Below are 24,803 nucleotides of genomic sequence, written 5' to 3' on the forward strand. Positions count from 1 at the left end.
CGGTTCTCTCTTCAACATCAGCAAAGGCATCAGGCTACCTCACAGAGGGCCGTCGGATCGATGGAAAGCGCCAGACGCTGACCATCGGGATGCAGATCGGCCGCCGAGCGGTTCAGCACATCCACCACCAGTTCCACGCCCCGGGCTTCAACCCGGTAGCGAATCACGTTGCCCAACAGGCTGTGGCTGCGGACTTGCGCGTCGAGTTCGCCGTTCAGGCTCAGCTCGATGGCTTCCGGACGAATCGCAATGCGGTGGGTAATGGGTCGCTGCAGCAGTTTTGTGGCGCTGTCGGCGTCCAGCAGGTTGTAGTTGCCGATGAAACCTGCGGCAAAGAAATCGATGGGTGCGGTGTAAAGGGTCTGCGCGTCGCCGCTCTGTACGATTTTTCCCTGATTCATCAAGAAAATCCGGTCGGACATCGTCAGGGCTTCTTCCTGATCGTGAGTGACGAAGATCGTGGTCAAGCCGAGCTCACGCTGGATCTGACGGATCTGTTCGCGCAAGTGCTTGCGAATCCGCGCATCGAGGGCCGACAGCGGTTCATCCAGCAACAACAGACGTGGCCGGGTCACCAACGATCGGGCGAGGGCGACTCGCTGGCATTGGCCGCCGGACAGTTGATGTGGATAGCGTGCGGCGAAATCGTTGAGTTCCACCAGTTTCAGCACTTCGCCAAGACGCTTATGGCTGTCGTCGGCGTTGACCTTCTGCATGCGTAAACCAAAAGCGACGTTCTGCTCCACGGTCATGTTCGGGAACAGCGCATAGCTCTGAAACACCATGCCGATCCCGCGTTTCTGCGGGCTCAACGGCACGAGGTCGGCGCCATCGAGCAGGATCTTGCCACCGTCCACCGAGGTCAGCCCTGCGATGCAACGCAGCAGCGTCGACTTGCCGCAACCGGACGGGCCGAGGAGGGTGACGAACTCACCCTTCTGGATTTCGCAGTTGATGTCGCTGAACACCGTAGTCCCCCCGTAATTCTTTTGAAGATGTTGGACGCTGACATAGCTCATTCGCTTTTGTCCTTGTTCAAGATATTGGCCGCCCAGGTCAGAACCAGCACAAAGAAGAAGTAGGAAATCACCAGCGCACTGGTGAAGTGGCCGCTGCTGTTGCGCATGTTGTTGAGGTAGACCTGCAGGGTTTCGTAGCGGGTGCCGACGAGGATGTTGGCGAACACGAACTCACCAAACAGAAACGAAAACGACAGCAATAACGCCACCATCAGGCCCTTGCGCAGGTTCGGCAACACCACCAGGAATGCGGCTTGCCAGGTGCTGGCGCCGAGCAGTTGGGCGGCGTCCATCAGGTCGCGCAGGTTGATCGCTTGCAGGTTGTTGGTGATCGCCCGGTACATGAACGGGAGCGCGATGGTGAAGTAGCAGCCAATCAGAATCCACGGCGTACCGACCATCGCAAACGGCCCGGAACCATAGAGCTGCAACAGCCCCACCGACGACACTACCGGCGGCACCGCGAAGGGCAGCAGGATCAGGATGTTCATCAACGCATCAAGTTTGGGGAAGTGGTAATGCACCACGAACAGCAGCGGCAGGATCAGCACTACCGACAGAATCAACGCGCCGACGCAGACCAGCAGCGATTGCCCGAACGCATTGAGAAAGCGCGGATCGCTCCACAGCTGGATGTACCACTTGAACGTAAAGCCGCTGGGCAGAATGGTCGCCGACCAACTGCTGGCGATCGAGTAGATCAGCGTCCCGAACAGCGGCAACAGCAGGATGGCAAACAGCAAGTACACCACCACCCGGTGATAGACACCGACGGCGCCCAGTTCAGCGCGAGACATGGTAGCTCCTCTTCAACAGCAGCTGATGCACGATGGTCACCAGCGTCATCAACGCCACCAGCACCACAGCCAGGGCACTGGCCAGGTTCGGGTCCAGGGAAATGTCGCCGGAGACCATCGCTGCGATGCGGATTGGTAACACGTTGAAGTTGCCGGTAGTCAGGGCGTACACCGTGGCGTACGCACCCAGGGCGTTGGCCAGCAGGATCACGAAGGTGCCAAGCAGCGCCGGTGTCAGCACTGGCAAACCGATGTGGCGCCAGAACTGCCAGCCGTTGGCACCGAGCAATTGGGCGGACTCACGCCAGTCTTCACGCAGGGCGTCGAAGGCCGGGTAGAGCAGCAACACGCCCAATGGAATCTGGAAGTAGGTGTAGAGAAGGATCAGCCCTGTTTTCGAATACAGGTTGAAATCCTGAATGATCCCGGCCTGTTTAAGCATGATGGTGATACTGCCGTTGAACCCCAGCAAAATGATGAACGCGAAGGCCAGGGGTACGCCGGAGAAGTTGCTGGTCATGTTGGCGAAGGCGTTGACGAAGTTGCGCAGTTTCGAGTCGACCCGGCGCAAGGAGTAGGCGCCGAGTACGGCGATGATGATGCCGAACACGCTGGACCAGAAACTGATCTCGAGGCTGTACTGGATCGCTTGCAAATAGAACTTCGAATTGAAGATCTTGGTGAAGTTTGCCAGGCCCCAGCCGAACTCTTCCGATTGCAGGCTGTTGATCATCACCCAGACGAGGGGGGCGATCTCGAACACGATAAAGAACAGTGCGAAAGGCACCAGGCACAAGGCTGCCAGCCATTTGCCGCGCGTCATGGCGTTCACTTGAGCAATTCCCGGCATACAGGTTTGTCGTGGGTCACACCCAGCAATTCGCAGACGGTGCCGCATATTTCAGTCTGTTTCGGTGCGGCATCGGCGTTGAAACTGAAGGCATCGCCTAGGACGAACAGCGGCACTTCGCGTTCTTCCGGCAGCAGGCCGTTGTGGGAACGGTCGTTGTTCATCCCGTGGTCGGCGGTCACCAGCACCTGGTAACCGGCGTCGAGCCAGGTTTGCAGGTAGTCGGCCAGAATAATGTCCGCCGAGCGGGCGCTGTTGCGGTATTGCGGGGTGTCGAGACCGTGCTTGTGCCCGGCGTCGTCGATGTTCATGGGGTGGACCAGTAAAAAATTCGGCGCATGACGCAGGCGCAGATTTTCGGCGTCGGCGAACAGGTGCGAGTCCGGGTAGTGATCGTTCCAGTAGAAATGACCGTGCTGTATCGGCAGGTCGGGGTTGTCGGTGTGACGATCCCGTGCGGCAACGAAGGGCGAATTGTTATACAGCTCGCTGACCCAGTGATAGGCCGCGGCGGCGGTTGTAAGGCCGGCATCACGGGCGTAGTGATAGAGGCTGCGCTGGTTGGACAGGCGCGAGACGTTGTTGTGGACGATGCCGCTCTCGATGGGCGGGACGCCGGTGAGGATGCATTCGTAAAGCGGTCGGGACAGGGCCGGCAGTTCGCACTCCAGCTTGTAGAGCGACGCGCGTCCTGCGCCAACATAAGCCTGGAGGTGCCCCATGGCGTGGCGCGCGACTTCGTAATTGAGGCCGTCGAGCACGACAAGGATGACGTTGTGCTTCATAGGGCGGAACTCCGCGAAACAGGAATCAGAGGGCTCGGATTCAACTCAATCCACTGTGGGAGCGAGCTTGCTCGCGATAGCGGACTGTCCTTCAACAGAGATGTTGACTGACTTTCCGCCCTCGCGAGCAAGCTCGCTCCCACAGGGATCTCCATTAGCCCGCCAAATGGCGGGCTACAGGGTTATTGCATATTGACGATGACTTCTTCGTTCCACTTCTGCGGCAGCGCCTTGGAGGTCTTTTCCCACGCATCCGCGTCTTTGATCGGCGTGACCTTTTTGTACTGCTCGTTAGGTAGCAGTTGGGCCATGACGTCATCCGGCAATTTGACGTGCTCGGCGCGGATCGGACGGGCGTTGCCGCGTGCCAGGTTGATTTGACCGGCATCGCTGAAGATGTATTCGCGGGTCAGCTTGGCGGCGTTCGGGTTTTTCGCGTATTTGTTGATGATGGTGGTGTAACCGGAAATCACCGAGCCATCGGATGGAATCAGCACCACGTAATCATCCGGATTCGCCATCTTGGCCTTGTAGCTCAGGCCGTTGAAGTCCCAGACCACGCCGACTTCGATTTCACCCTTTTCCATCGTGGCGATGGTCGGGTTGGCCATGGACAGGCGTCCTTGTTTGGCAATATCTGCGAACAACAACAGCGCTGGTTGCAGGTTCTTTTCGTCGCCACCGTTGGCCAGTGCTGCGGCCAGTACACCGTTGGCGGCCTGGGCGGCGGTGCTCACGTCACCGATGGAAACCTTGTATTTACCGGTTTTCAGATCAGCCCACTTGGTCGGAGCTTCGGAACCGTGCAGCAGCTTTTTGTTGACGATAAACGCGATGGTGCCGGTATAGGCTAACGCCCAGTTGCCGTCCTTGTCCTTGGCCCAATCTGGAATCTGATCCCAAGTAGAGGGTTTGTAAGGTTGCACCACATCTTGCTTGACCGCGATCGGGCCGAAGGCTGCACCGACGTCACCGATGTCAGCCGTGGCGTTGCCTTTTTCAGCTTTGAACTTGGCGATTTCCTGGGCCGAGCTCATGTCGGTGTCGATATGCTTCAAACCGTAGTTCTTGGCCAGGTCATCCCAGGTGCCTTTCCAATTCGCCCAGTTATCGGGCATGCCGACGCTGTTGACCTCACCTTCCGCTTTCGCAGCGGCTTCCAGAGTTTTCAAGTCGGTGTCAGCGGCCATGGCGGCGGTGCACATGGCGATAGTCGAGCCTAACAGTGATGCCAGGAAAAGCTTTTTCATCCGAAGCTCCTTTGGGCGTTTTCAACGCTGCGATTGCGGTTGTGTTGGTCTAGGTCAGCAATACCTGAGCCAATTTAGGCCGGTTGGATGACATTTTGATGTCGACGACCGGTCTACCTTTATGTTCTGCGATGGAATGCTCAGGCTCCGGGGTAAGCGTAGACCATGGCTAAAGAGCTGATATGAAAGGACTTGGCCATGAAATTGCAGGTGTCTGGATCAACCGTTCGGCAGCTTTGTCATCTGTCAGTCATAAGCAGAGCCTAGGCTTGCAGGGAGTTGATGGGAGCTGATTGAGTCTCGGTTCCGCTCCGAAACAGTGCTGGTCTAGTCCAGATAGGTAACGTTGATGCGCATCGAGACAACCAAAGCGGTGACAGCGATCGGGCAGGTGCTGCAGGAACAGCTTGACCATGGCCTGTTGGCGCCCGGGAGCAAGTTACCGGCCGAGCGTAAACTCAGTGAGTTGTTCGGTACCACGCGAATCACCGTGCGTGAAGCGTTGTTGCAGTTGGAAGCCCAGGGGCAGATTTATCGGGAGGAGCGCCGTGGCTGGTTCGTGTCGCCACCGCGCCTGGCGTATAACCTGATGCAGCGCAGTCATTTTCACGCGATGGTCAGTGCACAAGGACGGGTGCCGTCCACCGAGGTGATTTCAGCGCGGTTGCAACCGGCGTCGGCGGCGGTCTGTGCCTGGTTGCAGTTGCCGGCGTTGTCGAGCGTGATTCAGATTTGCCGGGCGCGGCGGATTGATGAACGGCTGGTGTTGTACGTGGAGCACTATTTGAATCCGCAGTTTTTCCCGGGGATTTTGGATTTCGATTTGAATCAGTCGATTACCGAGCTGTACGCGCGGCATTACGATTTGCACTATGGGCGGGTGCGTTTCGAGATTGTGCCGACGGCGTTGTCGGTGGATGCGGCGGCTGCTTTACGGGTGTCGGTGGGGAGTCCGGGGTTGCGCATCGCTCGGGTCAATTACGATCAGCATGAGCGGTTGATCGATTGTGATCTGGAGTTTTGGCGGCATGATGCAATTCATGTCGGGGTTGATGTGGTCTGAGCCTGGCCGCCACAGGCTGAGCGCTTGTACTGCGACATTATCCGAAGCGGTAAATGTCCATGCCCAAGGCCCCCATGGTGAATCCCTTGTGAGCCACGCTGAAGGTTCCTCCGGCGCCACGGGCAAAATACAAAGGCAGCAAATGTTCATCACTGGGATGGTTGCGCACGGCATTCGGTGCTTGCTGACGGTAGTCGTGCAACGCGGTTTCGTCGTTGGCAGCGAGTTTTTCGATCATCCAGTCACGAAATGCCTGGGCCCAGGGTTCGACGCTTTCCGGGCCTGCGTGCCAGTCCAGTTCGCGCAGGTTGTGGGTGATGCTGCCGGAACCGATCAACAGCACGCCGTGTTCGCGCAGACTGGCCAGCGCATGGCCGACGCGGGTTTGCAGGGATGGGCCGCCACGGGTGGGCAGCGAGACTTGCACCACGGGGATATCGGCGTGTGGATACATCAACGACAAGGGCACCCAGACCCCATGGTCGAACGGCCGTTCGGCGACGATGCGTGCGGGCAGGCCATCGCTCTTCAGCAGTTCGACAACCTCTGCGGCCAAATGTGGATCGCCGGGCGCCGGGTATTGCACGTCGAATAATGCCTGTGGAAATCCGCCGAAGTCATGCCAGGTTTCAGGCTGGGGATTGCCGCTGACGAGCAAATCACTGCTTTCCCAGTGCGCGGAAACAATGATGATGGCCTTGGGTTTCGGTAATTCTGCGGCCAGGCGAGCGAGGACGGGCCCGCTGGCGCCCGGTTCCAGTGCCAACATGGGCGAGCCATGGGATATGTACAGGCTGGGGAACATGAATGAGCTCCTGAGGCGTAAGATGGCATCATCTTCAGTCAGATCATTGATCCAAATCTAATATAAGTTTTAGGGTCTTTTGATCGAATTTTCGGGATTAATTATGCAGCCGGAGTTTTGGCACAAGCGGTGGACGTCGAATCAGATCGGCTTTCACCTGCCGGAAGTAAATCCATATCTGCAACGATACTGGCCGCAGTTGGGCCTGGAAGAGGGCGCGCGCGTACTGGTGCCGTTATGTGGGAAAAGCCTGGATTTGCTGTGGCTGGCGAAATGCGGTCACGAGGTGTTGGGAGTCGAGTTGTCGGAAAAAGCGGTAGAAGACTTTTTCCACGAGCATCAATTTGATCCAGACGTCAGCGACCAAGGCCCCTTCACTGTCTATCGGGCGGGCTCGATCGAGATTTGGTGTGGTGATTTCTTCGCGTTGACTGCCGGTGATGTCGCCGATTGCAGTGCGCTGTACGACCGCGCTGCGTTGATCGCCTTGCCGCCAACAATGCGTGAGCAATACGCCGAGCATCTGAAGCGGATTTTGCCGAAGGATTCGCTGGGGCTGCTGATTACCCTGGATTACGATCAGTCGCAAATGGCTGGGCCGCCATTTGCAGTGTTGGATGACGAAGTGCAACGGTTGTTCGTGGCTTCGTGGGAGTTGAAGATTCTGGAGGACCAGGACGTTCTGGGCGAGAGCTGGAAGTTCCTGGAAAGCGGTGTTACGCGGCTTGAAGAGCGGGTGTATCGCCTGATGAGTTGATGGAACAGCAAGGCACAAAAAAGGGGCGATCATCAGATCGCCCCTTTTTTTGTCACCGCAGGACTGTCAGCCCCGACGACGCAATGCGTCGATGCGCTCTTCCAGCGGCGGGTGGCTCATGAACATGCGGGCGAACCCTTGTTTGATGCCACCGTTAATGCCGAAAGCATTCAAGGTGTCCGGCATGTGCACTGGCAGCCCTTGCTCCGCACGCAGGCGCTGCAGGGCGCCAATCATCGCGTTGGTGCCCGCCAGGCGTGCACCGGCTTCGTCGGCACGGAACTCACGTTTGCGCGAGAACCACATGACGATGGAGCTGGCCAGAATGCCCAGGACCAGTTCGGCGAAGATGGTCGCCACGTAGTAGGCAATGCCCTGGCCTTCTTCGTTTTTGAAGATCACCTTGTCGACAAAGTTACCGATGATCCGCGCAAAGAACATCACGAAGGTGTTCACCACGCCCTGGATCAGGGCCAGGGTGACCATGTCGCCATTGGCCACGTGGCCAATTTCGTGGGCCAGAACAGCTTTCACTTCATCCGGCGAGAAACGCTCGAGCAGGCCCTGGCTGACCGCGACCAATGCGTCGTTCTTGTTCCAGCCGGTGGCAAACGCGTTCGCCTCGTAGGCCGGGAAAATGCCGACTTCGGGCATCTTGATCCCGGCTTCCCGGGACAATTGCTCGACGGTTTGCAGCAGCCATTGCTCGTGACGTGTGCGCGGCTGGCTGATGATTTGGGTGCTGGTGCTCATCTTCGCCATCCACTTGGAGATGAACAGCGAGAACAGCGAACCCGCGAAACCAAAGACCGCACAGAAAATCAGCAGCTGATTGAGGTTGAGATCAACCCCGTTGGCCGCCATGAACCCGTTAAAGCCGAAAAGGCTCAGGGTGATGCTGGCAATCAGCACGACCGCCAGGTTAGTGGCCAAAAACAGCAGGATGCGCATCATGGTTGTAGAAATCTCCTCATGCTAAAGATGTAGCGTACTGCGGGGTATATAAGGTGCTGACCCGGGCTATTCAACCGGGTGACTATTTCAAACTGTGTCCTACGGCAAAAGTCTAGCTGCTTGAAGGGCATTTCCGACGTCGATAGGGGAAGGGTTTGTCAGTCATTTCGCGTCGCAGGCCCCGTCGTTGTTAGACGTGAGCGCGCAACGAGTCATCAGTCAGCGATTGAAGAAGCGATGTTCGGCAGGGCGCAAAGATATGTTGCTGAATCAATCACCGTGCGACTTGCGCAAGCGTCGCACGGTGACAGGCCGCTTACTGGCGATAGGATTTGAGGAAGTTGCCAATACGTCCGATGGCCATGTCCAGCTCGTCCACACGCGGCAGGGTCACCACACGGAAGTGGTCCGGCCATGGCCAGTTGAAGGCGGTGCCTTGAACCACCAGCAGCTTCTCCGACAGCAGCAGGTCGAGCACGAATTTCTCGTCGTTATGGATCGGGCAGACTTTTGGGTCGATCCGTGGGAATGCATACAGCGCGCCCATTGGCTTGACGCAGCTTACGCCGGGAATGTCGTTGAGCAGTTCCCAGGTACGGTTGCGCTGCTCCAGCAGCCGACCTTGGGGTAATACCAGATCATTGATGCTCTGATAACCGCCAAGGGCTGTCTGGATAGCGTGCTGGCTCGGCACGTTGGCACACAGGCGCATGTTCGCCAGCATGTCGATGCCTTCGATGTAGCTCTGGGCGTGGTGTTTCGGGCCGGAAATGGCGATCCAGCCGGAACGGAAGCCAGCCACGCGATAAGACTTGGACAGACCGTTGAATGTCAGGCACAGCAGATCTGGCGCCAGAGAGGCCGTGCAGATGTGCACGGCATCGTCGTACAGAATCTTGTCGTAGATCTCGTCGGAAAAAACCACCAGGTTGTGCTGACGGGCCAGTTCCAGCATGCCCAGCAGGACTTCTTTCGAATACACCGCGCCGGTCGGGTTGTTCGGGTTGATGATCACCAGTGCTTTGGTGTTCGGGGTGATCTTGGCCTTGATGTCGGCCAGATCCGGCCACCAGTTGGCCTGCTCGTCGCACAGGTAATGCACCGGGTTGCCGCCCGACAGGCTCACCGCGGCGGTCCACAGCGGATAATCCGGGGCCGGCACCAGCACTTCGTCGCCGTTGTTGAGCAGGGCCTGCATCGACATCACGATCAGCTCGGAAACGCCGTTGCCTAAATAGATGTCTTCAATGCCGACGCCTTCCACCTGCTTTTGCTGGTAGTACTGCATGACGGCCTTGCGAGCGCTGAACAGACCCTTGGAGTCGCTGTAGCCCTGAGCGGTCGGCAGGTTGCGGATCACGTCCTGGAGGATTTCATCCGGCGCTTCGAAACCAAAAGGCGCCGGGTTGCCGATGTTCAGCTTGAGGATGCGATGGCCTTCCTCTTCCAGGCGTTTGGCGTGCTTGAGCACTGGGCCGCGAATGTCGTAGCAGACGTTGGCGAGCTTGTTCGATTTGCTGACCTGCATGGCGATGTGTTCCCGAAAATGAACGATCCAGGCGGCGTATGAACAACCGTGCTGGGAATCCTGCGTATTCACACAGGCCTGACGCCTTGAGAGGCAGCACCCATAAATCCGTTTGAATGCGCGTGGTCTGGCTGCCAGACTGGCGTATGACGAGGCGCAATCATACGTGCCGCCCGATCCGTGGAAAAGGTACAGATCGGGCTTTTTCAGCTGCTGAGGTGTGATGATGAAAAAGTTGGAAAAAACCCTGGAAGAATGGCAAGCGATGCTTGATCCGGAGCAGTACAACGTTTGCCGCCTCAAAGGCACCGAACGACCTTTCTCCGGCAAATACAACGACAGCAAGGTTGTCGGTGTGTACCACTGCATCTGCTGCAACGAGCCACTGTTCGACTCCAAGACCAAATTCGACTCCGGCTGTGGCTGGCCGAGCTTCTACGCGCCGATCGGCGACAGCGCCATGGTCGAGATCCGTGACGTCAGCCACGGCATGATCCGCACCGAAGTGGTCTGCGGCAAATGCGATGCACACCTGGGGCACGTGTTCCCGGACGGTCCGCCGCCGACTGGCCTGCGTTATTGCATCAACTCGGTGTGCCTGGACCTGGTGCCCCGCGGGTAATAAGCCAGAGGGCGATCCGATGATCGCCTTTCGGATATTTAAATTGCACACAATTAAATTGCTCGCTATGTTTGCCTCATCTTCCCTCATTTAGAGTCCGAATCATGAGCGACAATCTGCTGAGCATCCCTTGCACCACCATCAAGGGTGAGCAAAAGACCCTGGCGGATTTCGCCGGCAAAGCGGTGCTGGTGGTCAACACGGCGAGCAAATGCGGCTTCACCCCGCAGTACAAAGGCCTTGAAGAGTTGTGGCAGACCTACAAGGATCAAGGGCTGGTGGTGCTGGGCTTTCCGTGCAATCAGTTCGGCAAGCAGGAGCCGGGCAACGAAGGGGCGATTTCCGAGTTCTGCGAGTTGAACTTCGGCGTCAGTTTTCCGCTGTTCAAAAAGATTGAAGTCAATGGCGCCGGTGCCCATCCGCTGTTCGTTCAACTGAAAAAGCGCGCGCCGGGTGTGCTGGGTTCCCAGGGCATCAAGTGGAATTTCACCAAGTTTCTGATCGGCCAAGACGCCAAGCTGGTCAAGCGCTTCGCCCCCGCGACCAAACCGCAGGACCTGAGCCGCGAGATCGAAGCCCTGCTCAAATGAACACCTTGTCAGTCGATTCCCTGAAGCTCGACAGCCAACTGTGCTTCAAACTGTACGCCGCTTCCCGGGCGGTGATCCGCGCCTACAAGCCGATGCTCGATCAGCTCGGCCTGACCTACCCGCAATACCTGGCGATGCTGGTGTTGTGGGAATGGCAGGAAGCAGCCCCTGAGCAGCCGACGGTCAAGGCGTTGGGCGAACGCCTGGCGCTGGATTCCGGCACGCTGACTCCGTTGCTCAAGCGTCTTGAGCAACTGCAACTGGTTCAGCGTCAACGCTCGGCGCGGGATGAGCGTGAAGTGCACTTGAGCCTGTCGCCGACCGGCAAGGCTTTGCGCAAACAGGTCGGGCCGCTCAAGGCCCGTCTGCTGTGCGACAGCGGTGTGGATCTGGATCGCTTGAATGATCTGCGCGATGGCCTTGATCTCTTGTTGGGGCAAATCAAAGCACTGTCGTAGTAGGGATCCACAAGTCCAGCAGGGCAGCCAACTCTTCCCGGCGGAAGGGTTTTGCCAGGTAATCGCTCATGCCCGCCGCACGACAGCGTTCGCGCTCTTCAGACATGGCGTTGGCGGTCAGGGCGACGATGGGCAGCTGTGGCCAGCGCCCGCTGCGACGGATTTGCCGACTGGCCTCGTAGCCGTCCATCACCGGCATGTTGCAGTCCATCAGCACCAGATCGAATTCGCTCTGCTCAAGCTGATCCATCGCCTCGCCACCGTGACCGGCGACGATCACTTCGCATCCGAGTTTACCGAGCATCCCCTTGGCCACTAATTGGTTGACCGGATTGTCCTCCACCAGCAGCACGCGTCCACGTCGTTGTGGGGAGAGGGTGTTGAGCCGGGCATCGTTGATCGTGTTGAGTTCCGGCTGCAGGACTCGTCGCAGCGTCTGGTACAGCGCGTTGCGCGCCAGAGGCCGCGCCTGTTGCTGCAAGGGGGCGAGGGCGAGGGCTTCTTCGCTGGGCATGAAACTGCCGTAAGCGGTGACCAGCAGAATGGGGGCAGTACACGAGGGACGCAGGCCAAACAGGCATTCGGGGCAATCGGTAATCAGTACATCAGGGTTCAGACCCTGCAACGAGTCATCGATGGAACGCTGCTGATAGTCGAGTCCCCAGCCGGGCAACACACTGTTCAACAGTTCTGCCAGACCGCTGCTCGCGGCGGTAATTGCGATGACCTTGCCCTGTAAAGAGGCCGGAGGCAGGGCGCGGGTGTGGCTGGGCAGCGGCAGATCCGCGCAGAACTGGCTGCCGAAGCCTGCTTCCGAGCTGATGGTGAGGCGCCCTTGCATGACTTCGCAAAGGTTGTAAGTCAGCGCCAGGCCCAACCCAGTCCCGCCGAATTGCCGGGTAATGCCGGCACCCGCCTGGGTGAAGGGCTGGAATATCTTGACCTGGGCGTCCTGGGCGATACCGATGCCGGTGTCGCAGACTTCGATTCTGACGCCGTCCTCGAATGTCGAGAGGCGCACATCGACCCGGCCGAAACGGGTGAATTTGAGGGCGTTGGACAACAGGTTGCTGACGATCTGTCGGACCCGGGTCGGATCCCCGAGCACCAGCGCCGGAAAATGCGGATCGATCAGGCAGCTCAGTTCGACGCTCGGCGCGGCGTTCTGTGACAGCAGGTTGGCGGTGTCCTCGATCAGCGAGCCGAGGTCGAACGGAATATGTTCGAGCTCAAGTTGGCCGGCATCGAACTTCGACAGATCGAGAATATCGTTGAGCAGTTCCACCAGTACTTTGCCCGAGTCATGGGCGATGGACAGCTGTTGCTGCTGCTCGGCATTGAGTGGACCGTCCAGGGAAAGCGCGATCATCCCCAGCAGGCCGTTGAGCGGCGTGCGGATCTCGTGGCTCATGTTGGCCAGGAACACCGAGCGCGCGTCGGCCATGCCCAGGGCGGTGCTGCGGGCGACTTCCAGCTCCTGATTGGATTGGCTGAGCCGAGTGTTGATCGCCTTGAGTTCCGCTGTGCGGGCCGAGACGATGTTCTCCAATTGCCCGAGGTAGTCGGTCAGGCGGTTTTCGGCGTTGCGTCGCTGCTGGATTTCGGTGGCGATGTTTTCGAACTGTTGATTGGCAACCTTGACCAGTACACCGATTTCATCGTTTTCATGGCTCGTCGGACATTCCATCGACGTCGGCTCCGCGCTGCGCGGGTCGCGACTACTGAGTTCGCGGATGACACGCACCAACGGCTTGGTCAGCATCACATAGAACAGCGCCAGCAGGATGCCGGTCAGCAGCAGGCTGCGGGCGAAGCCATTGAGCAGTGTCACCTCGGCCCGGCGCAGGAACCGGTTGCCGAATGAATAGGTGTCGACGTCAAGACGCAGGATGCCGAGGGATTCGGTCGGCAAGTGATCCAGGTAGAGACGGTCTTCGAACTGCCGGTTGGCGCCGAACAGGAAGTCGCTGATCACCCGATAGCCGCTTTGCACGCCTGGGCGTTTGACGTTGGCCAGCACGGTATTGTTGTTGTCGATCAATTGCGCGCCGATGATTGCCGGCGAGCGCAACAGGCCCAGGGTCAATTCCTGAGCGAGTTCGGCGTCGATGTTGTAGGCGATGCGGGACGCGGGGTTATGGCTGATTTCCAGTAAAGACAGGATTTCGCGGTTGATGGAGGCGTCTTCACTGGCATAATCGATGCCTATTTGCAGCAGACTGAGCAGCGTGCCCAGAATGAAACCGACCAGCACAGTAAGCCTGGCTTGCTTGTAGGACAGCCTGTTGGTGAACTTGATATCCATGGGGTGTTGAACCACTTCCGTTTCCCTTCGCTGCTCAAGCTTAGTCGATCATGCATGGATACCGATGTTCTCGCGAGCCCTTGTGCAAAGGGATGAGCCGGACACCGAGCGCTGTGTTTCGTCGTTGTATCGCCATCATTACTGTGAACGTGCCCGAGGAGAAGACGTGGATTCCCGATTAAATGCTTTTCTTGAACGCGCCGATGCCGTTTTGGCCCGTATCGAACCGCTGCTGCCCGCACCTCGGCAAGTCATCGACTGGAACCACTGCCTGGCTGCACGCTGGCAGCGCGAGGGGCGCAGTGGTTTTATGCTGCCGCTGCAAGTCAGCCTCGACATGCGTTTGTCCGACCTGATCGGCGTCGACCGGCAACTGGAGCAACTGGGGCGAAATACTCAACAGTTCCTCGACGGCATGCCGGCAAACCATGCGTTGCTCTGGGGCTCGCGCGGCACCGGTAAATCGTCGCTGGTTCGCGCCTTGCTGGCGGAACACGCCAAGGCGGGATTGCGGCTGATCGAGATCGAACGCGATCACCTGGCAGACTTGCCGCGAGTGGTCGAACAAATCGCCAGGCTGCCCCAGCGTTTCGTGCTGTTCTGCGATGACCTGTCGTTCGAATCGGGTGAGGGTGACTATCGGGTGCTCAAGAGCGTGCTCGACGGCTCTCTCGAACAGGCGCCGGATAACGTTTTGCTGTACGCCACTTCCAACCGTCGCCATCTGGTACCGGAAAAGCAAAGCGATAACGAAAACTGGAAAAGGGTCGACGGCGAACTCCATCCCAGCGAGGCGGTGGAAGACAAGATTGCGCTGTCGGACCGTTTCGGATTATGGCTGTCGTTCTACCCGTTTACCCAGGAACACTTCCTCAACGTCGTCGAACACTGGATCGGTCAACTGGCCGACAAGGCGGGCCTCAAGTGGCAACGAGACGAGGAATTGGAGATCCTCGCGGTGCGCTGGGCCACGGGCCGGGGTAATCGCAACGGACGTTGCGCGTATCAATTTGCCCGCTACTGGGTCGGGCTGAAGCTGTTGGAGCACAAGGCATGATCGATTTACAGCAAAGCGGCCAAGGCCTCGAAGGCTACGGCATGCTGTGGGCGCAATTGGAGTCATTGCTGGCGGACGAGCGGGATTTCATCGCTAACGCCGCGCAGTTCTCGGCGTTCCTGTACAACCAACTCGATGACCTGAACTGGGCTGGGTTCTACCTCAATCGCAACGAAGAACTGGTACTCGGCCCTTTTCAAGGGCAGATCGCCTGCGTGCGGATTCCATTCGGTCGGGGCGTGTGCGGGGCTGCGGCGGCGACCTTGCAGACCCAGTTGGTCGAGGACGTGCACGCGTTCCCCGGACACATCGCTTGCGACAGCGCGTCGAACAGCGAACTGGTGGTGCCACTCGTCAAGGACGGTCGATTGATTGGCGTGCTGGACCTCGACAGCCCGAATCTGGCGCGTTTTACCGCTGAAGATCAGGCCGGTATCGAGCAATTGGCGGCGATTTTCCTGCGCCTGACCGACTGCTGATCATGCCCTCAAGCCTGCCTTGACCAGCAGGCTCGACGGGTCAACCGCATCGATTTGTTGGGGATCGAGGAATCGATCGGCGTACTGCAAATAGATTTGTGCGTTGATGAACAGCCCGAACAACTCAGGATCGATGTGGGCGTCCCGGCACATGGTAGCCATGATGCCCAGCGCTTCGCTCAACGACTTGGCTTTCTTGTAGGGGCGATCGGCGGCGGTCAGTGCTTCGAAAATATCGGCAATCGCCATCATCCGAGCCGGCAGGCTCATTTCTTCACGCTTCAATTGTTTGGGATAGCCGGTGCCGTCCATTTTTTCATGATGGCCGCCGGCGATCTCCGCGACGTTGTTGAGGTGGCCTGGGAAGGGCAGGTGGCTGAGCATCAGAATCGTCTGCACCATGTGATGATTGATGATGTAACGCTCCTCGTGGGTCAGGGTGCCTCGGGCAATGCTCAGGTTGTAGAGCTCACCCCGGTTGTACTTGTAGCGCGGTACATCGAGTTTGAACCCCCAGGGATTATCATCCGGAATCAGTTCGGCTTCGGGTCGTTCGAACAGGTGCTCGGGTTTGTCCGCCAGCAATGGTTCGCTGACCGGCAATGCCGGTGCCGGGGTTCGCACCTGGCGCCGGTTCTCCTCCCAGGAAACGCCCAGCCGGTCATCCAGTGTTCGGGTCCAGGTGCGCTGGGCCATGCTGTGCAGGCGTTGCAGGTCGGACTCGGCCATCGCCTCGCCACCCAGGTTGCAGCGGGCAATGAACGCGAAGTCATCGTCCAACCCCGCCAGAGTGGCATTGCGCAGTTCGGCCAGGTATTGCTCGTCACCGCCCAGGGCCATGGCTTGCCAATAGTTGATCCAGACATCGCGCTTGAGCACTTCGAAACGGGTACGGATTTCGTGGATGCGGTCGTTAAGCGTTTCCAGCTTCGTGGCTTTATCGACCACGTATTCCGGAGTGGTGACCTTGCCGCAATCGTGTAGCCAGGCCGCGATGTGCAGCGCTTCCCATTCATCGTCGGTGGGATGATAGCCACTGAAGGCCGGGTCCTGGCTGGCCGCAGCGGCTTGGGCGAGCATCAGGGTCAGCGCCGGCACTCGCTGGCAGTGACCGCCGGTGTAGGGGCTTTTGGCGTCAATCGCACCGGCCAGCAGTTGAATGAAGGCGTCCAGTAGTTGTTTTTGTCTGGCTTGCAGACGCTGACTTTCAATACTCACGGCGGCCGCGCCGGATACGGCCTGGAGGAACGCGATGCGGTCTGGACGAAGTTTTTCCAGATCGCTCTGGTTGCCGGTATCGGCCAACAGCAGGATCAGCAGGCCCACGGTTTCGTTATGACGATTGTGCAGTCGAATACCGATCAGATGAACGCGGGGGCACTCCAGTGCAAGCAGCACCTTTTGCAAATCCCCGGCCTGTTCGAAACCAAGCGTGGTGACGACGTTGTCGGCATCCGCCAGCTGCAGAAGCCATGCAGGGCTTTGCGGAGCCTGGAGTTCGTGTCCTTGAAGATCAAACGACGGCAACGCCTGTGAGATGCCATTGATGACCAGACCCTGCGGCTCCATGTGATCGCCATCACTTTCGCGCAGGTAGATCAGACCGGCCTGGGCCTGGCCGATTTTCACCGTTTCAAACAACACGCGTTCCAGCAAGGGGGCAAAACGGACCTCGGCGCTCAGGCTTTCGGTGATCTGGAAAAAACTCGCCAAGGTATCTTTCATGCGCGTCATCGACACGCTCAGTTGGTCGACTTCGAGCACGGGAGAGCGACGTGAGGGCGGAAAGTTGAAGTCGAAACTGCGAACCGCATCGGCCTCCCGCACCAGCGCGCGCAGGGGTTTAACCAGAATCCGAGAGGTCAGCCAGCCCAGCGGCAGGCACAGCAACAGCGTCGCAAGGGTAATCAGCGCGCCTTGCCAGCGCATGCGGTAGGCATCGACGAGCAATTCATCTTCCGGCACCAGCAGCGCCAGTTGCAGTCCCTGGGGGCCACCCTCCTGCATGCTGCTGCGGGCAACGATCCATTGACGACCGGCGACACCCAGGCGGTTACCTTCGGGGGGATTGTTGAGCAGCGCGCCGAGGCTGGGGCTCAGGTCGGCGGCTTTGATCAGGCGGGCAGTCTGATCGTCGATGATCAGTTTGCTGCTGTCGGGATAAGCAATGGCATTGCCTTCGGCATCGATCAGCACGATTTCGGTGCTGGGGGTCACCACATGATTGGCCAGGGTCGCGGAGAGTTCCGCCAGGGTCAGATCGGCGCCCATGACGGCTTGTTCGCCGCTGCGCCGGGCCAGGGTGGTGCCGACATCGTGGGTGGAGAAAAAAATGTAGGGTTCGGTGGTGATCTGATCCCTGTCGCTGCGGGCGTTGGCATACCAGGCGCGGGTTCTCGGATCGTAGGTTTCGTCGGGATTGTCCTGGCGACTGATGAGGGTCAGATCTTGATCGAAAAACAGTGATTGGGAGCGGACCTTTCCGTTGTTGCCGGTTCGCTCAATGCTCCACACCTGATAAGCCGCAGTGTCCGGGGCATTGAGAAGCGTTTTCAGACCGGAGGTTCGCAAGGGCCGAACCATGAAGAAATCACCATTGCCGTAGCCCAGATACAGCGAGGCCAGGTTGGGGTTGTCCTTGAGTGACTGGCTGAAGGGTTTGAACAACGCCAGGCGTTGCTCCAAGTCAGGTGCCTGCGTCGCCCGGTAATCTGCCAACAGGCTCAGCAGGTGACGAATCGGCTCATAGGTGGTGTGCAGGTCAAGGCGAACGTCCTGCTCGATGCGGTTGAAGAGCTTTTCACTACTGGAAAGAATGATCTGCGTGGTTTGCCGGTAGTTGAAAATGCCCAGCACCACTCCAGTCAGCATCAACAGGAGAGTGAACATCACGCTGATATGGACGTGCAGGGGAAACCGCCGTTGATCCGGGCGCAGTGGGCTGGGCATTGCAGGTCTCTCCATGATGGTTAACACACTGCTCAGCGTCCAAGCATAGTTAAGGCTCTGCCATTCTGCTGTTGTCGTTTCGGCCAATCTGTTGCTGCAAGGCTTGCTCCAGTTCGAGCATGGCGCGCTCGATAGTCTTGCTGCAATCGGCCACCTCGTCGTGATGGAACATTTCATGGCAGGCCTTTTCCAGCGCCTCGCAGCTGTCGATCACTCGGGAGGCCTGGACGATTCGGGCGGCGCCCTTGATTTTGTGGGCGACGTCGAGAAATGACTGTGGGTCTTTGGATAGGGACAGGGCCAGCAATTCTTGTCGGTCCAAACGGTTGCTGTTCAACAGTTCGGCCAACAATCGCTGGTCCAATAGCGGATTTCCACCCGTCAAAAGACGCAGCCCTTGCAGGCTGAACGCCGGATTGCGGACGGTCGGCCTGATGCCTTCAACCCACTGACTCAAGGCTGTCAGGGTGAGGGGCTTGAACAGGCAGTCGTCCATCCCGGCTTGTTTGCAGCGTTGTATTTCTTCGGGTTGCGCGTTGGCGGTAAAACCCAGAACGGTACAGGGCGGGCGTTGCGTTTGTTGTTCCTGTCGGCGAATGGCGCGGGCCAGTTCGTATCCATTCATGATCGGCATGTTGCAATCGACAATCACCAGATCGAACGGCTCTGCTTTCCACGCCTCGTATCCCGCTTCGCCATCCGCCTGGACGCTGAATCGATGCCCCAGAAACTCCAGTTGCTGGCACATGAGCAAGCGATTGGCCGGGTGATCGTCGACCACCAGAACGTTCAAGGGGGTCGCCGTGGTGTGTATGTGCGCTTCAACAGTCTCCGGCACCTGCTCAAATGGCAGTGTTGCCAGGTGCAATGAAACCTCGACTTGGGTGCCCACACCTGACTGGCTGCTCAATCGCAGGCTGCCACCCATCATCTCGCACAGGCTGCGGCTGATCACCAGACCCAGTCCTGCGCCACCTCTGTCTGATTGTGCGCAGTTATCGGCTTGAGCGAAGGGTTCGAATAAGCGCTGCTGATCCTGTTCGCTGATGCCTGTGCCACTGTCCTGAACGTGCAACAGCATCTGAACCCGCTCGGGTTCGGCGGTGGGCTGCAGGTCGACGATGACCCTGACCTGGCCCTGCTCCGTAAATTTGATGGCGTTGCTGACCAGGTTGGACAGCACCTGCTTGAAGCGCATCGGGTCCAACAGGACATCAAACTCTGGAGTGGCAGGGCGGAATTCCAGCAGCAGGTGGAGATTTTTCTGGCGCGCCAGTCCATCGAAGACCCGCACGACCGAGGTCACGATTTCACTTGGATTGACGCGTTCAGGGCTCAGGCTAAGACGCCCGGATTCGATCCGTGCAATGTCGAGAATGTCCCCGATGAGTTCCAGCAGATCCTTCGCCGAGTTGTACGCCACATCGATGGCGGGGCGATCGGGGTGCTCATGATCGATACGCTTGAGCGTCAGTTCGAGCATGCCGATGACCGCATTCATCGGGGTGCGGATCTCATGGCTCATGGTCGCCAGAAACGTGCTTTTGGCCCGGTTGGCTTCATCGGCGCGCTCTTTCGCGCAGCGCAGCTCATCGAACAGTTGCCGCCGTTCGCTGATGTCGATCCAGCCGCCGATGATGCCTTGCACTTCACCGCTCGAATCACGGTAGGGAAGAATCCAGTGGTAAATCGTCAGCCTGCGGCCGCCGATGTGCAACGCGCGGTCGAGAATCAGCGGTATGCCCTCGGCCACGACACGCTGGTAATCGGCCTGATATTCCCGGGCTTCGAACGCATTGCTCATGTTGCCCTGCATGACGCTTTTGCCGATGACGTCTTCACGTTCCGCACAGAAGGCTTCCAGGTAACTGTCGTTGCAGCTTTGCAGTAGCCCTTGGCGATCGCGTACGTAGATGGGATGAGGCGTACCGTTGACCAGCGATCGCATGAATTCGAGTTGATCGTTCAACGCGCGCTCGGCCGCCTGACGCTGCTTTATCTGGCGACGCATGTAAGCGTTCCAGGCAAAAGAAATCAGCAGCAGCACCCCGGAACCGATAATGATTTGGTAGAACAGTCGGTGATAGAGGCGCCAGGTACTTTGCGAGGACGCCGAATAGCCACGCCAGCGGCTGTTGATGATGCCCAGCTCTTGCGGCGCAATGCTCAGCAGTGCCTTGTTGAGGATGGAATTCAGTTCTTTGGCATCTCGGCCTGTGGCCAGAGAGAACGCGGCCTGGCGGGTACCGATGGTGGTACTGATTTGAAGTGTGTGCTCGAAGAGCCGCGATGAGATGAAGTAGTTGGCAATCACCAGTGAGTTCACCGCGCCGTCTGCCTTGCCCTCGGCCAGCCACTCCACGGCGCTGAACGCGTCTGGTGTTTCAATCAGCTTGATCCGTGGAAACTCGCTGCGCAGGTAATCCACCAGGGGATTGCCTTGGGCGATGGCCAGGTGTTTGTCTTGCAACTGCGCAAGGCTTGTCGGGCTGTCGGCGGCTTTGCGAGTCAGCAGGACAAAGGAGTTTTGCAAATAGGGGCGGGTGAAGTTCAACGTCGTTTCACGTTGTGCGCTGGGGAGCAAGGCGGCGATCAAGTCGGCTTTTTTGTTCCTGATCTGCTCGACCATCTCGTCATCACTGCGGCTGCGATGGACGTCGAAACGCAACCCGGTGCGCAATCTGATCAGCTCGAGCAAGTCCGCGGTAACCCCGCGAAAGTTGTTATTACTGTCGAAAAACGTCAGCGGCGCAAAGGCCTCATTGACCACTACGCGGACTACCGGATGTTGTGCCAGCCAGCGTTCTTCGTTGTGGGTGAGCTGCAGTTTTTGATCGGTGAGAAGAATGTCACTGCCGGCACTCCAGCGTTTGGCGATGTTATCGCGTTCGCTGGTGGGGATCGCCCTGAGCATTGCGTTGATGACCCCGAGCAATTGCGGGTTGTCCTTGCGCACGGCAAAGCTGAAACCGTGGGCTTCGTGTTTGCCGAAGTTGGCCATGCGGATGTTGTTCAGATAGCCCTTGTTGATCATGTAATGGGTGGAAATAGTGTCACCCAGAAAAACATCAGCCTGGTCGAAGGCCACTGCATTGATCGCATTCTGGTAGGACGGAAAGGACGTGATGATCGCCCTCGGATACATTGCCTTGACCTCTTCCAGCGGCAAATAGTGATACACCATGCTCAGCCGTAGACCGGCCAGGCCATCGGCCAAGGATCTGGTTTCTCCTTCGCGTGTCACCAGAACCGGCTGGTCTACGGCGTAGGGTGTGGAAAGTACAATGTCGGCGTTATGCGCTTCGAATCCATTGGCGCTACCCAGCAAGTCGACCTTGCCGTTTTCGAGTGCTTCGATTGCGGCCTCCCGGGACGCAAAGCGCAGAACCTTGATTGGCAAACCGGTTGATGTACCCAGAATGCCCGCGTAATCGGCGGTATAACCTTCGTAGTCGTGACCACTGGTGGTCAGGTCGAAAGGGGGGTAGTCCGGGGCTGACGTGCCAAGGATCAGTTCCCGTTTATTCTTGATCCATTGTCGTTGTGATTTATCCAGTTGGACTTCCTGGTGTCCGGGCATTGAGCGACTGAGCAGGGTGTAGTTCTCGCTGACGGTCTGCGCAGCGAGCACTGAGGTGCTCAGGCATAAACCGGCGGCCATCAGTGTCAGATAATCCTTTATACGACTGGGCATCCCGTCTCTCACACTAGCGCGTTACGTTTGGCCATATCGATGAGTTCAACCAAGGATTTGGCTTTAAGTTTTTGCATGAGGCGTTTTTTATAAGTGCTGACAGTTTTGTTGCTCAGAAACATACCTTTGGCAATTTCCTTGTTGGTGCGGCCTTGGGCAAAGAGTTGCAATACCATCAGTTCTCGGTCATTGACTGACTTGAACAGTTCCAGGTCTGCAAAGCGCGCGTCATCACTGCGAACAGGATTCAAGGCCTGACTTGGAAAATAGTTGTAACCTGACAATACGGCTTTTATAGCACTGACCAGTTCACTCAAATCCTCCTGTTTGCACACATAGCCTGATGCGCCGGATTGCATGCAACGAATACCAAAAAGAGTCGGGCACTGTGCTGTTAACACCAATGTTTTGAGACGGGTACTCATTGCGTTGAATCGGGCGAGAACTTCCAGCCCATCCAGTTTGGGAATGCTGATGTCGAGAATGACCAGGTCGGGCGTGCATTCGCGAACCATCTGCATGGCATCGACGCCATTGTCAGTTTCGCCGACGACTTTGTAACCTTCATGTTCAAGCAACATTCTGACGGCAAGGCGGATGACCGGGTGATCGTCGACAATAAAAACGGAGTTCATAATCAAATCCCATACGAGCTCAAATAAAGCGCGCACATTAGCTCAGATGGTTGAGGTGACGCATGAACTGACGGACCTGTAGCGGCAATATAGGATGATTCCTACAGATGAAGAAGAATAGGACTACGTATCAACTGGATTTTTTATGAAGAAGGGCGAAGTTTGTTGAGCGTTAGTCGAGGTGGTAGAAGTATTGATTTGCACGTTTGAATTGTGTTTGTGCTGGGTTTTAGTACCGTTGGAGTGCGCTTTTTACAGTGAGGCCAGGGTCAATAATTTTCTAAACTCTGATTGTTTTAGCGGTTTGATCAAATAACCCAACAAGGGCAGCCCGTGTTCGTTGGCCATTTTTTTAAGTTCGCCCAGTTCAGCGGAGGTCAGGCTACTTAACAGAATTGCCTGTCTAATCATCCCCCGGTGGCTGGCAAAGTTGACCAGATCGAGCCCGCAGAGGTCGGGCAGACATTGATCGCATAAAAGAATATCAAATGGTTGCACAGCCTTTAACATTTGTTGCAGCGCGCCATCGGCACTGTCGGTGGTGGTCAGTTGGGTGAAACCATAACTCTCAAGCAAGTATTGAGTCGCCTTGAGTTGAAAGGGGTGATCTTCCACCAGCAAGATGCGCAGATCGTCTTTGAGCATTGGATTATTCACGCTTCTTCTGTCGAACCGAGGGAAGCGGGATTATTTCGCGAGGTTACTGAATAATCGATCAGTTAGCTCAGCACATGTTGTAGGGGGATTCGACGAACGTTGAGTGCACTTGGGTTTTTGAGCGGTAAATCAACCATTGCAGGCGGCGTAATGGCTGATTCACCGGTCTTATCAGTGGCTCGAGCGACCCGTCATCTCCAGCGCCATTTCGCTCGCATAGCTGTCGGTCATACCGGCGATGAAGTCAATCATCCGTAGAAACGAAGTGTGCAATGGGCCGTGAGGATCGGGTGCATTGTTGCCCAACAGGTCGAGGATGCGGCGACTCTTGAAGGACGGCGTTTGACCGTTATGCTGTTCCAGTGCCGCGCCGCAGAAGGCGTTGAGCAGGATCTCCAGCGTGGTGTATGCACCGATTTCATGCAGGGTCTTGCGCTTGTCCTGGAAGATTTTTTTGCGCGCCATGTCCTTGGCATTCAGTACGCAACGCTTGGCAGGACCGTGCATGTGCTCCACCAGATCACCAGGCAGCGTGCCGGCCAGCAACGCGTCCTGTTGCTCGACAAAGGCGCGGGCTGCGGCGTTGGTCAGGTGTTCAATGGCTTTGCCTCGCAGGATCGCCAGTTTGCGCCGACGCGAATCCTGTGGACCGAGCTGGCGATAGGTTTCCGGCAGATCGTCACCCACAAGGTCCAGCAACAGGGACTCGACTTCGGCGTACTCCAGCAACTCCATCTCCAGACCATCTTCCAGATCGATGAGCGCGTAGCAGATGTCATCGGCAGCCTCCATCAGATACACGAGCGGATGGCGCGCCCAGCGCTGTTCCTCGAGTTGCGGCAGACCGAGCTTGTGGGCGATCTGTTCCAGTAGCGGCAATTCGCTCTGATAGCAGCCGAATTTGTGCTTCTTGTAGCCCAGCGAATCGGCGTGTTTTGCCGTCCACGGGTATTTCAGATAAGTACCCAAAGTCGCGTAGGTCAGTCGGGTGCCGCCGTCGAACTGGTGATATTCCAGCTGGGTGAGTACCCGAAAGCCCTGGGCATTGCCTTCGAAGTTGAGGAAGTCATTGCGTTCGACTTCGCTCATTGCATCCAGCCAGCCACGGCCGGCGGCTTGCTGGAACCAGTGGCGGATCGCGTCTTCGCCGGAGTGACCGAAGGGCGGATTGCCGATGTCATGGGCCAGGCAAGCCGATTGCACCACCATCCCCAGGTCGCTGGGCTCGCACCAGTCGGGCAGGGCGCTGCGGATGGTTTCGCCAACGCGCATGCCCAGCGAGCGGCCGACGCAGCTGACTTCCAGCGAGTGGGTCAGGCGCGTGTGGATATGATCGTTGCTGGTGACTGGATGGACCTGGGTCTTACGCCCGAGACGGCGGAATGCCCCCGAGAAAATGATGCGGTCGTGGTCTTTGTGGAAAGGGCTGCGGCCGAGTTCTTCCGGGCTGTGCAGAGGCTTTCCGAGGCGTTCGCGGGTAAGCAGGGTTTGCCAATCCAAGGCTGGTTCTCTCCGTCAGGTGACTGAGCCGCTAGCTTCCCGTTTCGCA

At 57.8% G+C, this 24,803-nt stretch carries 21 protein-coding genes; 7 read left to right on the forward strand and 14 right to left on the reverse strand.

Translation table 11 applies throughout. The annotated features are described in order from the left end of the window. Positions 1–29: 29 nt before the first annotated feature. The 5 genes from ACYZTR_RS08935 to ACYZTR_RS08955 all read right to left on the reverse strand — a co-directional run bounded on the left by ACYZTR_RS08935 (position 30) and on the right by ACYZTR_RS08955 (position 4,701). Entirely contained in the window at positions 30–1,019 is a 990-nt protein-coding gene (locus ACYZTR_RS08935; protein WP_461978129.1) for an ABC transporter ATP-binding protein, read from the reverse strand. After that, positions 1,016–1,816, reverse strand: a complete 801-nt coding sequence (locus ACYZTR_RS08940) for an ABC transporter permease (protein WP_461978131.1) — start codon at positions 1,814–1,816, stop codon at positions 1,016–1,018. The genes ACYZTR_RS08935 and ACYZTR_RS08940 overlap by 4 nt, the downstream gene beginning before the upstream one ends. Beyond that, entirely contained in the window at positions 1,803–2,639 is an 837-nt protein-coding gene (locus ACYZTR_RS08945; RefSeq protein ID WP_461979628.1) for an ABC transporter permease, read from the reverse strand. The genes ACYZTR_RS08940 and ACYZTR_RS08945 overlap by 14 nt, the downstream gene beginning before the upstream one ends. A gap of 5 nt (positions 2,640–2,644) precedes the next feature. Beyond that, positions 2,645–3,451, reverse strand: coding sequence for an alkaline phosphatase family protein (locus ACYZTR_RS08950; RefSeq protein ID WP_461978133.1), 807 nt, complete (start codon positions 3,449–3,451; stop codon positions 2,645–2,647). A gap of 182 nt (positions 3,452–3,633) precedes the next feature. After that, positions 3,634–4,701 (reverse strand): ABC transporter substrate-binding protein, encoded by a 1,068-nt coding sequence (locus ACYZTR_RS08955; RefSeq protein ID WP_461978135.1) that lies wholly within the window; start codon positions 4,699–4,701, stop codon positions 3,634–3,636. Positions 4,702–5,050: 349 nt separating this feature from the next. Between ACYZTR_RS08955 and ACYZTR_RS08960 the strand changes: the two genes are divergently transcribed. Next, on the forward strand, positions 5,051–5,764 hold the full coding sequence (locus ACYZTR_RS08960; RefSeq protein ID WP_008145862.1) for a UTRA domain-containing protein: 714 nt from the start codon (positions 5,051–5,053) through the stop codon (positions 5,762–5,764). Positions 5,765–5,801: 37 nt separating this feature from the next. Here the strand turns inward: ACYZTR_RS08960 and ACYZTR_RS08965 are convergent, their stop codons facing one another. After that, positions 5,802–6,569 carry a DODA-type extradiol aromatic ring-opening family dioxygenase gene (locus tag ACYZTR_RS08965; RefSeq protein WP_461978137.1) on the reverse strand — a complete coding sequence of 256 codons (768 nt, stop codon included), beginning with the start codon at positions 6,567–6,569 and terminating at the stop codon, positions 5,802–5,804. Positions 6,570–6,672: 103 nt separating this feature from the next. Between ACYZTR_RS08965 and ACYZTR_RS08970 the strand changes: the two genes are divergently transcribed. After that, positions 6,673–7,326 carry a thiopurine S-methyltransferase gene (locus ACYZTR_RS08970; protein WP_461978139.1) on the forward strand — a complete coding sequence of 218 codons (654 nt, stop codon included), beginning with the start codon at positions 6,673–6,675 and terminating at the stop codon, positions 7,324–7,326. Positions 7,327–7,392: 66 nt separating this feature from the next. Here ACYZTR_RS08970 and htpX read toward each other — a convergent pair whose 3' ends face one another. Together htpX and ACYZTR_RS08980 are read right to left on the reverse strand one after the other, a co-directional pair. Beyond that, positions 7,393–8,280 carry a protease HtpX gene (gene htpX / locus ACYZTR_RS08975; RefSeq protein ID WP_282380135.1) on the reverse strand — a complete coding sequence of 296 codons (888 nt, stop codon included), beginning with the start codon at positions 8,278–8,280 and terminating at the stop codon, positions 7,393–7,395. A gap of 316 nt (positions 8,281–8,596) precedes the next feature. Beyond that, positions 8,597–9,808: a pyridoxal phosphate-dependent aminotransferase gene (locus tag ACYZTR_RS08980; RefSeq protein WP_219095308.1), complete on the reverse strand. Its 1,212-nt coding sequence runs from the start codon at positions 9,806–9,808 to the stop codon at positions 8,597–8,599. A gap of 226 nt (positions 9,809–10,034) precedes the next feature. Here ACYZTR_RS08980 and msrB point away from each other — a divergent pair, with 226 nt between their 5' ends. The 3 genes from msrB to ACYZTR_RS08995 all read left to right on the forward strand — a co-directional run bounded on the left by msrB (position 10,035) and on the right by ACYZTR_RS08995 (position 11,478). Beyond that, the gene (gene msrB / locus ACYZTR_RS08985) at positions 10,035–10,430 is read left to right on the forward strand and encodes a peptide-methionine (R)-S-oxide reductase MsrB (protein WP_461978141.1); all 396 of its coding nucleotides are present in this window, start codon (positions 10,035–10,037) and stop codon (positions 10,428–10,430) included. 104 nt (positions 10,431–10,534) lie between these two features. Next, complete coding sequence (locus ACYZTR_RS08990) at positions 10,535–11,020, forward strand: glutathione peroxidase (RefSeq protein WP_461978143.1); 486 nt, start codon at positions 10,535–10,537, stop codon at positions 11,018–11,020. Then, positions 11,017–11,478, forward strand: a complete 462-nt coding sequence (locus ACYZTR_RS08995; protein ID WP_461978145.1) for a MarR family winged helix-turn-helix transcriptional regulator — start codon at positions 11,017–11,019, stop codon at positions 11,476–11,478. The genes ACYZTR_RS08990 and ACYZTR_RS08995 overlap by 4 nt, the downstream gene beginning before the upstream one ends. Here ACYZTR_RS08995 and ACYZTR_RS09000 read toward each other — a convergent pair. Then, entirely contained in the window at positions 11,462–13,783 is a 2,322-nt protein-coding gene (locus ACYZTR_RS09000; protein WP_461978147.1) for a hybrid sensor histidine kinase/response regulator, read from the reverse strand. The two genes, ACYZTR_RS08995 and ACYZTR_RS09000, sit on opposite strands and share 17 nt — an antisense overlap. Before the next feature lie 166 nt (positions 13,784–13,949). On the opposite strand from ACYZTR_RS09000, the gene ACYZTR_RS09005 reads away from it, so the two are divergent. Both ACYZTR_RS09005 and ACYZTR_RS09010 read left to right on the forward strand, forming a co-directional pair. Further along, the gene (locus ACYZTR_RS09005) at positions 13,950–14,840 is read left to right on the forward strand and encodes an ATP-binding protein (RefSeq protein ID WP_461978149.1); all 891 of its coding nucleotides are present in this window, start codon (positions 13,950–13,952) and stop codon (positions 14,838–14,840) included. Next, the gene (locus tag ACYZTR_RS09010; protein ID WP_461978151.1) at positions 14,837–15,319 is read left to right on the forward strand and encodes a GAF domain-containing protein; all 483 of its coding nucleotides are present in this window, start codon (positions 14,837–14,839) and stop codon (positions 15,317–15,319) included. The genes ACYZTR_RS09005 and ACYZTR_RS09010 overlap by 4 nt, the downstream gene beginning before the upstream one ends. Here the strand turns inward: ACYZTR_RS09010 and ACYZTR_RS09015 are convergent, their stop codons facing one another. The 5 genes from ACYZTR_RS09015 to ACYZTR_RS09035 all read right to left on the reverse strand — a co-directional run bounded on the left by ACYZTR_RS09015 (position 15,320) and on the right by ACYZTR_RS09035 (position 24,754). After that, complete coding sequence (locus ACYZTR_RS09015; protein WP_461978153.1) at positions 15,320–18,268, reverse strand: HD domain-containing phosphohydrolase; 2,949 nt, start codon at positions 18,266–18,268, stop codon at positions 15,320–15,322. A gap of 49 nt (positions 18,269–18,317) precedes the next feature. After that, the gene (locus ACYZTR_RS09020; RefSeq protein ID WP_461978155.1) at positions 18,318–21,962 is read right to left on the reverse strand and encodes a transporter substrate-binding domain-containing protein; all 3,645 of its coding nucleotides are present in this window, start codon (positions 21,960–21,962) and stop codon (positions 18,318–18,320) included. 8 nt (positions 21,963–21,970) lie between these two features. Beyond that, positions 21,971–22,597 carry a response regulator gene (locus ACYZTR_RS09025; RefSeq protein WP_449644135.1) on the reverse strand — a complete coding sequence of 209 codons (627 nt, stop codon included), beginning with the start codon at positions 22,595–22,597 and terminating at the stop codon, positions 21,971–21,973. A 252-nt stretch (positions 22,598–22,849) separates the two neighbouring features. After that, positions 22,850–23,242, reverse strand: a complete 393-nt coding sequence (locus ACYZTR_RS09030) for a response regulator (RefSeq protein WP_461979630.1) — start codon at positions 23,240–23,242, stop codon at positions 22,850–22,852. A 183-nt stretch (positions 23,243–23,425) separates the two neighbouring features. Continuing rightward, entirely contained in the window at positions 23,426–24,754 is a 1,329-nt protein-coding gene (locus tag ACYZTR_RS09035; RefSeq protein ID WP_461978157.1) for a deoxyguanosinetriphosphate triphosphohydrolase, read from the reverse strand. Positions 24,755–24,803: the final 49 nt, after the last annotated feature.

The organism is Pseudomonas sp. Hz4, from assembly GCF_054898165.1.